Here is an 11,404-nt window from a genome sequence, read left to right as displayed (position 1 = left end):
TGCTGATTTGGGCTGAGAAACAGGGCATCTCGATCCAGCACGAGCTATCGCTGAAAGTTGGTGACGGGGGGATTGGGTGGCATATCAAGGCGTTGTTCACGCGCCGCAGTTCTCACAGAGAAAAGGATATGCCACATGACGAAGGATACGGTTGTCGCGTTTCGCGCGCCAGACGGATTTTCACCCGACCCGTTGACAGATTTGTTGCGCCAGGGTGCGCGGGATCTGATCGCGCAGGCGGTCGAGGCAGAGGTGAAGGTGTTTCTCGCTGCCTATGCCGATCAGACCGATGCGGCTGGCCGCAAGCGGTTGGTCCGTCATGGTCATCTGCCCGAGCGGGATATTCAGACCGGGATCGGCGCAGTGCCGGTGCAAGTTCCTCGGGTCCGGGATCGCGCCCCTGAAGGAGCTCCGCTGCGGTTCACCTCGACGATCCTGCCGCCCTATCTTCGGCGTGCCAAGTCGATCGAGGAATTGCTGCCGTGGCTCTATCTCAAGGGCATCTCGACCGGCGATTTCTCCGAAGCTCTGGCAGCCCTGCTGGGGCCGGATGCGCCGGGCCTGTCGGCCACGACCATCACCCGGCTGAAGGCGGATTGGTGGGACGATTATGAACGCTGGTCCAGGCGCGATCTGTCAGCACGGCGCTATGTCTACTTCTGGGCGGACGGCGTCTACTTCACCCCGAGAATGGACGAGGATCGCCAATGTATGCTGGTGATCATCGGGGCGGATGAATGGGGCAATAAGGATGTGCTGGGCCTGATCGACGGCTTTCGCGAAAGCACACAAAGCTGGCGCGAGTTGCTCTTGGATCTGAAACGCCGGGGTCTGGAGGCCGCACCCAAGCTGGCTGTCGGTGACGGTGCCATGGGATTCTGGGCCGCGCTACACGAGGTTTATGGCAAGACCTGCGTTCAGCGTTGCTGGGTTCACAAGACCGCCAACGTCCTGAACGCCATGCCCAAGTCGGTCCAGCCCAAGGCCAAGGCGCATCTGAAAGACATCTGGATGGCGGAAACCAAGGCTGGAGCCAATGCCGCCTTCGACTTCTTCGTCGAGGCTTACGGCGTGAAATACGATAGGGCGGCCAAAGGCCTGAAAAAGGACCGGGTCGATCTGCTCGCCTTCTACGACTTCCCGGCCGAGCATTGGAAGCACATCAGGACGACAAACCCCATCGAAAGCACCTTCGCCACCGTCCGCCACCGAACCACCAAGACCAAGGGCTGCCTCAGCCGCCAGACAGCGTTGGCAATGACTCACCAGTTGATGCTGTCAGCCAAGAAGAAGTGGCGAAAGCTCGATGGCCAAAACCGCCTGCCGGAAATCATCGAAGGGGTTGAATTCCGAGACGGCATCAAGCACGAAATCAAAGCCGCCTGATCACACCGTCACCAACTTTCGGGCATAGCTCATCCAGCACATCCAACCGGGCCAGCCACAGCAGAACGCCTATATCGAGCGTTATAACCGCACCGTCAGACACGAATGGCTGGACCAATACATCATCGAAACCATCGAGGAGGCCCAAAATCACGCCACGCAATGGCTCTGGACATACAACAACGACCGCCCGAACATGGGCATCGGCGGCATTACACCCGCACAAAAACTGAAAATGGCCGCGTAAATTCTACAAATGCACCCCGTCAAAAATGGGGGGATTACCAACCCACCAGCCTTCGTGACCATCGCGGAGTGCTCTGTGCACTTTGTCTAAATATCGGCGCCCCCGCCAACTGTCGGCGGCGAGATCGACCAGCTCATTCCAGAGATAGCCGCCGTCCACTACGGTTCCGAACTCAATCGGGGACAACTCCCGGTCAATGAAATCGTCAACGACGGCGTGACGGAGTTTCTCGCAATGGTCCCAATCACGCCAAACCGAACTATATGGCAGTCGCTGTTTTGCAATGCGCCAACTCTCTCCGGAGAGGCGATCGGCAGCTATCGCCTCATGGAGCCGTTGCACGGAGAAGTAGAAGAGCCTGCCCGTCGACCTGGATCGTCGTCCTCTACCGCGGTTGAATAGGAAGGCCGCGAGCAGGTCCTCGGCAGATACGTCGTCAGTTGTCTTCGTGCGCTCTACTGCTGCCACCCAAGGGTCAGTGACGGTTGTGCAAGACCGGGAGCTCCGATCTGACAGCCCGGCTTGATGCCGGGGCTGCGTACTCCGGCCACCGCTGAAGCTGGAAGGATTACCGCATCAAGCGCGGCGACCGGCAGAAGGTGCTGCGGCTCGCTAAAGACGAGTTCTTCCGCCGTTTTATGCTTAACGTCCTGCCCGACGACTTCCATCGCATCCGGCACTATGGCCTGCTGGCCGGTGCCGGTCGCAAGATCAATATCGCACAAATCCGCAACTTGATCGGGGCGGCACCCCCTGTTGTTCCCCCGAAGTTGCGGTGGAGCTCATCGCGATTACCCTGCGCGAAACATGCCCATGCTGCGACGGCCCGTTGCGGATCATCGAAATCTTCAGACATCATGCGCCCTACAACGGTCGATTGGACTCTGGCACCGCCGCAACATCCTGCGTCACCAGTCTCCATCCCTTGATCAGCGCATAGACCGCAGGGATCACGACCAGTGTCAGGATGGTAGACGACACCATGCCGCCGATCATCGGCACGGCAATGCGGCTCATCACCTCCGACCCGGTTCCATGGGCCCAAAGGATCGGCATTAGGCCCGCGATGATCGTGGCCACTGTCATCATCTTGGGTCGCAAGCGTTCCACCGCGCCAATAATGATTGCAGTGTCGAGGTCGTTGCGGGTGAAGGGGCGGCCTGCTTGTGCAACCTTGGCGCGGGCCTCGGTCAGCGCGTGGTCAAGATAGATGAGCATGATTACCCCGGTCTCTGCGGCCACGCCCGCCAGTGCAATGAACCCGACCGCAACTGCGACAGACAGGTTGAACCCCATGGCCCACATGAGCCAAACGCCGCCGACGAGAGCAAAGGGCAACGACAGCATCACGATCAGGGTTTCGGTCATCCTGCGGAAGTTCAGGTACAAGAGCAGGAAGATCACCGCGAGCGTGATCGGCACCACAATGGCAAGCCGCGCCTTGGCCCGTTCCAGATATTCGAACTGCCCGCTCCAGCCCAGCGAATATCCGGGCGGCAGCGTCACTTCGCCCGCCACTGCCGCCTGTGCCTCAGCGACGTAGCCGCCCAGATCGCGGCCAGCGATATCGACGAAGATATATACCGCCAGTTGGCCGTTCTCGGTGCGTATCGATGTCGCCCCCCGCGTGCGTTCCACGGACGCGACCTCGCCCAAGGGCACCGTACCGCCACCGGGCAAGGCCACCTGCACCTCACGCGCGATGGCGTCGGGATCTTGGCGCAGCGCCGCCGGATAGCGCAAGGCGACGTTGTAGCGTTCGCGCCCCTCGACGGTCTGGGTGATCGCCTGCGCGCCAAGGGCCATGGCGATGACCTCTTGCACGTCGCGGATCGACAGGCCGTAACGCGCCAGCCTCTGGCGGTCGGGCACGATGTCAAGGTAATAGCCGCCGATTACCCGCTCGGCATAGGCGCTGGTGGTGCCAGGGACATTGCGCAACACCGCCTCGACCTGCCGTGCGACGGCCTCCATCTCGGTCAGGTCTGTGCCATAGACCTTGACCCCAACCGGCGTACGGATGCCGGTGGCCAGCATGTCGATGCGCGCGCGGATCGGCTGGGTCCAGGCGTTCGACACGCCGGGGAACTGCAGGGCGGCATCCATTTCCAGCCGCAGGCTTTCCATCGTGACGCCGGGGCGCCATTCGTCCTTCGGTTTGAGCTGGATGATCGTTTCGAACATCTCGGTCGGGGCCGGGTCGGTCGCGGTCAGCGCGCGGCCCGCCTTCCCGAACACCGTCAGCACTTCGGGGAAGGTGCGGATGATGCGGTCCTGCATCTGCATCAGCTCTGCCGCCTTAGTCACGGACAGGCCGGGCAGAGTGGTCGGCATATACATCATCGTGCCCTCGTCCAGTGCGGGCATGAACTCCGATCCCAACTGCCGCGCGGGCCAGACAGTGACGATCAACGCCACCAGTGCCAGCGCGATGGTCAGCACACGCGCCTTTAGCACCCAGCCGATTATGGGGCGATAGGCCGCCATCAGCAGGCGGTTCACAGGGTTCTTGTGCTCCGGCACGATCCGCCCGCGCACAAAGATCACCATCAGCGCGGGCACCAAGGTGACCGACAGCAGCGCCGCGGCGGCCATGGCAAAGGTCTTGGTTGCGGCCAAAGGGCCGAACAGCCTCCCCTCCTGACCCTCCAATGCAAAGATCGGCAGGAAGGACACGGTGATGATCAGCAAGCTGAAGAACAGCGCCGGGCCGACCTCGGTCGCGGCCTCGATCAACACTTCGACCCTTGGCTTGCCGGGGACTGCGCGTTCCAGATGCTTGTGTGCGTTCTCGATCATGACAATGGCGGCGTCAATCATCGCCCCAATGGCAATGGCGATGCCGCCGAGGCTCATAATGTTTGCCCCGATGCCAAGCGCACGCATGGCGGTGAAGGCCATCAACAGGCCGACGGGAAGCATGATGACTGCCACGAGCGATGACCGGACATGCAAGAGGAAGACAAATGTAACGGCCGCCACCACCAGCATTTCCTCGATCAGCGTGGTCCGCAGGGTCTTGATTGCCGACAGGATGAGGTCTGACCGATCATAGACGGAAACGATCTCTACCCCCTCGGGCAGGCTGGGGGCAATGGCGGCGATCTCGGCCTTGGCGTTGTCGATCACGTCGAGCGCATTCGCGCCGACCCGTTGCAAGACGATGCCACTGGCCACCTCGCCCTCACCATCAAGTTCGGCGATGCCGCGGCGTTCGTCCGGCACAACCTCGACCCGCGCCACGTCGCGCAGCAGGACCGGTACACCGCCGACCGCGCGGATCGGGACAATTTCCAGATCGGCGATCCCGCCCAGATAGCCGCGCCCGCGCACCATGAATTCAAACTCGGCCAACTCGACCGTGCGCCCGCCGGTGTCCATGTTGCTGGCGGCGACCGCGTCGCCGATCTCGGACAGGGTGATGCCAAGCGCCCGCATCCGCACCGGATCGACGGTGACCGAATACTGCTTCACGAAGCCGCCAACGCTGGCCACTTCCGACACGCCCTCGGCTCGGCTGATGGCAAAGCGCATCACCCAGTCCTGCAAGGACCGCAACTCGGCAAGGCTAAGGTTCTCACCCTTCAGGGCGTATTGATAGACCCAGCCCACGCCGGTTGCATCGGGGCCAAGCGTGGGGGTGACACCCTGCGGCAGGCGGGCGCTGGCGACGTTGAGGTATTCCAGCACGCGCGAGCGCGCCCAGTAGGGGTCAACCCCGTCCTCGAAGATGATGTAGACGAAGGAAACCCCGAAGAACGAGAACCCCCGCACCACCCGCGATCGCGGAACGGTCAGCATGGCCGAGGTCAGGGGATAGGTCACCTGATCCTCGACCACCTGCGGGGCCTGGCCCGGATACTCGGTCAGGACGATCACCTGAACGTCCGACAGGTCGGGGATGGCGTCGATCGGCAGCGTTCGCAGTGACCACAGGCCCGCCGCCACGGTGAACACAGTAGCGAAGAGGACCAGCAACACGTTGCGGGCCGACCATGCGATGAGGTTGGCGATCATTGGTCGGCCTCCGGCGGGGACAGGGCAGCGAGGGCGGCGTTCAGATTGCTTTCTGCGTCGATCAGGAAGGTCGCGGTGCTGACCACGATGTCTCCCGCCGCCACGCCGCTGATGATCTCGATCATGCCGCCACCCCGGCGGCCCACCGTCACCGGTTCGGGTCGGAACCGGCCTTCACCCAAATCGAGGATCACCACCTGCCGGTCTCCGGTGTCGATCACAGCCCCTTCGGGCACCTGGACCACGGGCGTCTGGTCCAGCATGATTTCCACATCCGCGAACATGTTGGGGCGAAGGCGGCCATCGGGGTTCGGCAGCTCAATGCGCAACTTGCCCGTGCGAGTCATCAGGTCGAGTTCAGGATAGATCGTGGCGATCCGGCTCGTCATCGGTGCCCCGGCAAGGCCCTGAAAGCTGATGCGCACATCTGCACCGTGGGCGATGTTCATCAAAGCGCCCTCCGGCACTTCGGCCAAAACCCAGATCGTGGAAATATCGGCGATGCGGAACAGCGGCTCGCCCGCCTTTGCCATCATTCCTTCGACTGCCATCCTTTCCAGCACAACACCGCTGCGCGGAGCCATGATCGGGATGTTGACGGATGCCAGACCCTCGGTCGCGATCCGGTCGATCACCTCGACCGGCACGCCAAGATTTGCTAGCCGCTGCCGCGCGCCCTCTCGTTGTCTCCCTTCGGACCGCACGTCTGTGACGAACTGTGCAAGCGCTGCTGCAATTTCCGGCGAATAGAGCGTCACCAGCGGCGCGCCCATCGCGATCGAGCTGCCGGTGGTCACATCGGCCACGGTTTCGATGAAGGCATCGGCGCGCAGCGAAATCACGCTAATCTTGCGCTCATTCAGGACCACGATCCCTGGTACGCGCAGGGACGCGGCAAGCGGTGCCAGAACGGCTTCGCTCGTCCGAACCCCGGTGCGTTGTAACTTGCCCGGCGATACCGTGACGGATCCGTCGTCGTTGTCGCCACCTTCATAGACCGCGATGTAATCCATTCCCATCGAGTCCTTCTTCGGCACCGGCGAGGTGTCAGGCAGGCCCATAGGATTGCGGTAGTAAAGGATGGCGCGGTCGACGTCTGTCACGGGCGCGAGTTCGGCAGCAGGCTCAGTTGCAGGGCCCAGCGAGAGATCTTCGCTGGCCTGCACAGCCAGAAACCCGCGGCCATCCGCTGTCGTCGCCTCGGATGCCGCCCAATCCGGCAACCCGTCCGGGTGCCGCCAATAGATGATCGGCCCGGTTGGCTCGGTTTGGGGGACATCAGTGCCCGGCATGGCGGCAGCGTCATTGCCCATCAGGGCTGCAAGCTGCATCTCGGCCATTCCTAACAGGCTGGCCGCAGTGACGCCCTTTTCGCCAGCGGACAGCCCGACCCATCCGGCAGTGCCTGCGACAAAGACTGCGGCTGTCAGTTTGCCTAGCGCACTCATGGTTCGGCCCGCAGTTCGATCTCGGCGGAAACTGTTTCTGGCTCGCCCTGCACTTTGGCCGCGACCGAAAACCGCCAGCCACCGGCCATCGTCAGGTCGGTTGCAAAGCGATAGATGCCTGGCTCCTCAGTAGGCATCGCGGTGACGGGTGAAGTCATCGTCGCCATCCCGTCGGGCGCCATGTCCATCCGGGTGGCATAGATCACCGCCCCCTCAACGGCGGCCCCCGTGCGCAGATCTGTCAGGCGCAGCTCGACAACTGCACCGGAGCCGACCCGGTGGTCGGTGGAGACAAGATCAAAACGAAAGTCATCTGCACCCGCGACAGCAGTGGTTGCAGACAGCGCAAGTGCCGCCAGGGCACCGCGCATGCGGAGAAAAGGAAGTGACATTGGAAAGACCCCATTGATTTGACCGAAGCCCGCCCCGGCTGCCCATCGGGCAGGGGCGCATGCGGAACGCTCGCGTGTCAGACACGCGACGGGGTCAGATGCGGGGAGGTCGTTTCAGCCCAAGGGGTGAAAGTCCGCTTGGCGGGCTTTGATCATCCGGGAACAGAGTCGTGAGCGTGGGCACGTCCACGGTCTTTGGTTGAGATACCTGCACCAACGCAGTCATCCCCGTGCCGCAGCGCTGCATCATGGTGCAAGAAGCTTCACAAGCCGGATCGTCAGGGCAATCACCCTCGCAACACGGCTCTGCCACCGCAGCAATCTCGGCGGTCAGGTTGGCCGACGCTTCGAATGTCGTGGCCCATAGCAAGGTCACAGCCAGCAAAAGCGCGAGAAGGGGGCGAAAAACAACAACCATTGGAGCGCTATGACACAGGTCGCGATGTCCGGCAACACACGTCCGATTGATCACGATAGTCCGCACGGCAGTCCAGCGTTTACACATCCGGATCGAACGCGTGGTTGGCGACGCTCAGGAAGATAAGGGCGTAGGGCAACGCGTCACAGCCCAATAATCGGACAGATCTTTATGGGTGGGTGTTTCACGTTGGAGGGAACGAACGAGGCGGTACCGATGCGCTTCGCGGCACGGTTCACGTGCCTGCCGTCTCGTTGGTCAATGTCGCGCCTCATGCGGGCGGACGCGCGCGCTCTATGCTGTATTGTCACCACTCCGCTCAGTGCCTCGGGGCTGATAGTCGCGTTCGCGGTCACACCTTCGGTCTCATCCGGGCGCGGCAAATGGACCCGGCACCCCAGCGCCTAGAGGCCGACCCTTTTTGGTGCTTTCCTGCCCCATGTTGTCGCAAGAGCTGGTCAATGGGCGCACCCTGCGGGTGAAATTCAGGGGACGCAGATGATGAGTTGGAACGAAATGGGCCCTGGAATGGTTGTCGGAATGGGCTTTAGCTGGGTCGTCAGCCTGCTAGTGCCTCTGCTGCTGGGTTTGAGCATAGCAGCGCTGATCAAATATCTCTGGAAATAAGTGAGACGATTTATCAATGACTTATACGATCAACCGTATAATCTCCGGCGCCGGTATCGCCGACGTCGACGCGCCCACCCGTGCTGCGCTGGCGGACCATGGCTTCGGCGTCCTGACCGAGATCGACGTCAAGGCGACGATGAAGAAGAAGCTGGATGTGGATATGCCAGCCTATCGCATTCCGGGCGCATGCAACCCGAAGATGGCGCATCAGGCGATCGGGATCAAGCCGCAGGTGGGCGCGATGTTGCCCTGCAATGTCATCCTTCGTGAAGTCGAGGGGGGTGTAGAGGTCAGCGCCGTTGATCCGGTGGCGTCGATGCAGGCGATCGAAAACTCCGAATTGACGGCTGTGGCGGGTGAGGTGCGGGACCTTCTGGCGAAAGCCGTCGGTGCGATCTGATGGAACGCGCCGGCGAGAGGACGATAAGCGACGCCTTTTCTGGAGACCGCTCGCGCCCTGCCAGCGTGTGGTATGCGCCCGAACTGCCTGTCGCCTACTTCTCATTCGTTCTGCATTTCGTCTGGGAGTTCGTTCAGGTTCCGACTTACACCGGCATGGCCGAGTTGCCTCATTGGGAGGCGATCAAACTCTGCATGTCGGCAACTTTCGGCGATGTCGGCTTCGCGATGACGGCATTCTGGCTTGCCTCTCTGGCGGCACGCAGACGGGACTGGATCCTTTGGCCAGCGCGATTTCCAGCCGTGATTTTTGTCGTCGTCGGTATCGTCCTGACCGTTGGGTTTGAATACTACTACACCAATATCAGCCTACGCTGGACCTACTCCGATCTGATGCCGCTTGTGCCGCCTTTCGGCACAGGACTCAGTCCGCTTTTGCAATGGCTTGTCGTTCCGCTGCTCGTGGTCTGGCTGACCCGTCGTCATCTCCTTGGCGCGCAGGTCTTACACGATGCCAAGGTGTGACGGGTCTACCGCCCAAACGCCCGCTGTGGCCTTTGGCCAAGGCCACTGTGTCCGGGATGGTGGGCGCGTTATTCCGGCGTTTTTCCTGCGCGCTTTCGACAGTGAACTGGTCTCCGGCGTCCTCGGATGGGGGACTTGGTTAGTGCTCGGCCTCGGGCGTGTGCCGGTATTGCAGCATTCTAGAGCGGCAGTGCGAGACGAGCTTGCAAATGAATTCTGATGACGGGCGATTACGAAAAGAACAGCATCAACCTAGCGGGCGCAGTGGCCATGGGCACCGGCGTGATGATCGGCGCGGGCATCTTTGCGCTGACCGGCCAGATCGCTGAGCTTGCTGGGCCGCTCTTCCCGCTTTCGTTCGTCATAGGTGCCATCGTAACCGCGTTCAGCGCCTACACCTACATCAAGATGTCGAACGCGTTTCCGTCTGCGGGCGGCATCGGGATGATCCTGAAGAAGGCCTACGGGCCGACGACGGTCGCGGCCGGGGCCGCCCTCCTGATGGCGCTGTCGATGGTCATCAACGAAAGCCTCGTCGCGCGCACCTTCGGAACATACACGCTGCGGGCGTTCGGCGGCGATCCGGACAGCATTCTGGTGCCCATTCTCGGTGTCGGGCTGATTGTCTTCGCCTATCTCGTGAACGCCTCGGGCACCCGGTCGGTCGGGCTGTTCTCCATCATCATGGCCGTTCTCAAGGTTGGCGGCATCGCGCTGTTCGGCGCAGCGGGTCTTTGGGCAAGCGGCATCTCGTTCGAAGCGGCGAGTGATGATTTTGCAGCCACAGGGTTCGTGGCATCGGTTGCGCTGTCGATCCTGGCCTTCAAGGGCTTCACCACCATCACCAACAGCGGCGCAGAGGTCACCGATCCGCACCGCAACGTGGGCCGGGCCATCGTCTGGTCCATCGCGATCTGCGTCGTCGTCTATTTGCTGGTTGCCTTCGCGGTCGGCTCCAGCCTGCCGATAGACCGCATCGTGGCAGCGAAGGACTACGCGCTGGCCGAGGCCGCCGAGCCCGCCCTCGGGCAAACCGGCTTCTACCTGACGGTGGCGCTGGCGCTGGTGGCCACGGCGTCGGGTCTGATCGCCAGCGTGTTCGCGGTCTCGCGAATGCTGGCGATGCTGACCGACATGAAAATGATCCCGCACAGCCATTTCGGGATGCCGGGCGCGATCAAGGACCACACGCTCGTCTACACCGTCGTGATCGCAGGCTTTATGACGGTCTTCTTCGATCTCAGCCGCATCGCCTCGCTCGGAGCCTTCTTCTATCTGGTGATGGACATGATCATCCACCTTGGCGTGTTCCGGCACTTACGTGAGGAGATCGGCGCGAGGGGCTGGGTGTTGCTGACTGCCATTGCCCTTGATGCCGTGGTGCTGGCCGCGTTCGCCGTGATGAAGTGGCAGTCCGACCCGCTCATCGTCGTTGTCGGCATCGTCGGCATGGCGCTGGTGTTCCTGTTCGTGGGGGTTTTCCTCGCGCGCAATCCCGTTTCCGAGGGCGATCACGACCAGCACTGAAAAGGGGCTTGAGCTTCCCACTGTTGGAAGCTGCAAGCTGAAAGAAGATATCGAAAGGCAGGCTGAACATGCAACATGATCACCATCGCACTTCGCCCGTCGTCCCCGCGGGGACCGAGACGGCAAAGGACCCTGTCTGCGGCATGACGGTGAGCCTTAAGCCAGAGACGCGGACCGAGAGTTTTGGTGCAGAGGCTTTCCATTTCTGCTCTGAGAACTGCCAGACTAAGTTCAAGGCTGATCCGTGGTTCTACGCTTCGGGCCGTGCCGCAGGACGGAAAGAGGCCGCCCCGGCAAGTGTCCAGTACACTTGCCCGATGCATCCCGAGATCGTCCGCGACGCGCCGGGGGCTTGCCCGATCTGCGGCATGGCGCTGGAGCCGATGGTGCCGTCGGATGAGCCCAGCGAGGAGCT

Annotated in this window: 8 protein-coding genes and 2 pseudogenes; 7 read left to right on the top strand and 3 right to left on the bottom strand. The window is 62.0% G+C overall.

The annotated features are described in order from the left end of the window. Positions 1-135: 135 nt before the first annotated feature. From EEB11_RS18965 to EEB11_RS20510, 3 genes and pseudogenes are all read left to right on the top strand, one after another. Positions 136-1,386, top strand: coding sequence for an IS256 family transposase (locus EEB11_RS18965; protein WP_135434110.1), 1,251 nt, complete (start codon positions 136-138; stop codon positions 1,384-1,386). A gap of 31 nt (positions 1,387-1,417) precedes the next feature. Beyond that, positions 1,418-1,633 (top strand): annotated as a pseudogene (locus tag EEB11_RS18960) (integrase core domain-containing protein); the annotation flags it as partial. 560 nt (positions 1,634-2,193) lie between these two features. After that, positions 2,194-2,573: pseudogene (locus EEB11_RS20510) on the top strand (transposase); the annotation flags it as partial. Here EEB11_RS20510 and EEB11_RS18950 read toward each other — a convergent pair. The 3 genes from EEB11_RS18950 to EEB11_RS18940 are packed head-to-tail and all read right to left on the bottom strand — an operon-like array spanning position 2,498 to position 7,490. Next, entirely contained in the window at positions 2,498-5,650 is a 3,153-nt protein-coding gene (locus EEB11_RS18950; protein ID WP_135434109.1) for an efflux RND transporter permease subunit, read from the bottom strand. The pseudogene EEB11_RS20510 and the gene EEB11_RS18950 sit on opposite strands and share 76 nt — an antisense overlap. Then, a complete protein-coding gene (locus EEB11_RS18945; protein WP_135434107.1) occupies positions 5,647-7,098 on the bottom strand; it encodes an efflux RND transporter periplasmic adaptor subunit in 1,452 nt (483 codons plus the stop codon). The genes EEB11_RS18950 and EEB11_RS18945 overlap by 4 nt, the downstream gene beginning before the upstream one ends. Next, positions 7,095-7,490, bottom strand: a complete 396-nt coding sequence (locus tag EEB11_RS18940; protein ID WP_135434105.1) for a FixH family protein — start codon at positions 7,488-7,490, stop codon at positions 7,095-7,097. Before EEB11_RS18940 ends, EEB11_RS18945 begins: the two co-directional genes overlap by 4 nt. A gap of 1,061 nt (positions 7,491-8,551) precedes the next feature. On the opposite strand from EEB11_RS18940, the gene EEB11_RS18935 reads away from it, so the two are divergent. The 4 genes from EEB11_RS18935 to EEB11_RS18920 all read left to right on the top strand — a co-directional run. Then, positions 8,552-8,938 (top strand): DUF302 domain-containing protein, encoded by a 387-nt coding sequence (locus EEB11_RS18935; RefSeq protein ID WP_135434103.1) that lies wholly within the window; start codon positions 8,552-8,554, stop codon positions 8,936-8,938. Beyond that, positions 8,938-9,462 (top strand): hypothetical protein, encoded by a 525-nt coding sequence (locus EEB11_RS18930; protein ID WP_135434101.1) that lies wholly within the window; start codon positions 8,938-8,940, stop codon positions 9,460-9,462. The genes EEB11_RS18935 and EEB11_RS18930 overlap by 1 nt, the downstream gene beginning before the upstream one ends. 219 nt (positions 9,463-9,681) lie before the next feature. Further along, positions 9,682-10,989: an APC family permease gene (locus EEB11_RS18925; protein WP_135434099.1), complete on the top strand. Its 1,308-nt coding sequence runs from the start codon at positions 9,682-9,684 to the stop codon at positions 10,987-10,989. 68 nt (positions 10,990-11,057) lie between these two features. Continuing rightward, a partial coding sequence (locus EEB11_RS18920; protein ID WP_135434097.1) for a heavy metal-binding domain-containing protein occupies positions 11,058-11,404 on the top strand: 347 nt, incomplete at its 3' end.

This window comes from Pseudotabrizicola sediminis, from assembly GCF_004745575.1.
In the GTDB taxonomy this organism is placed as follows: Bacteria; Pseudomonadota; Alphaproteobacteria; order Rhodobacterales; family Rhodobacteraceae; genus Pseudotabrizicola; species Pseudotabrizicola sediminis.
This window is presented reverse-complemented; position numbering and strand designations above follow the sequence as displayed.

What these genes read in the sequence shown, in the direction of transcription:
- EEB11_RS18965 (WP_135434110.1), top strand. Translation starts at nt 136, where the DNA reads ATGACGAAGGATACGGTTGTCGCGTTTCGCGCGCCAGACGGATTTTCA.
- EEB11_RS18950 (WP_135434109.1), bottom strand. Translation starts at nt 5,650, where the DNA reads ATGATCGCCAACCTCATCGCATGGTCGGCCCGCAACGTGTTGCTGGTC.
- EEB11_RS18945 (WP_135434107.1), bottom strand. Translation starts at nt 7,098, where the DNA reads ATGAGTGCGCTAGGCAAACTGACAGCCGCAGTCTTTGTCGCAGGCACT.
- EEB11_RS18940 (WP_135434105.1), bottom strand. Translation starts at nt 7,490, where the DNA reads ATGTCACTTCCTTTTCTCCGCATGCGCGGTGCCCTGGCGGCACTTGCG.
- EEB11_RS18935 (WP_135434103.1), top strand. Translation starts at nt 8,552, where the DNA reads ATGACTTATACGATCAACCGTATAATCTCCGGCGCCGGTATCGCCGAC.
- EEB11_RS18930 (WP_135434101.1), top strand. Translation starts at nt 8,938, where the DNA reads ATGGAACGCGCCGGCGAGAGGACGATAAGCGACGCCTTTTCTGGAGAC.
- EEB11_RS18925 (WP_135434099.1), top strand. Translation starts at nt 9,682, where the DNA reads ATGACGGGCGATTACGAAAAGAACAGCATCAACCTAGCGGGCGCAGTG.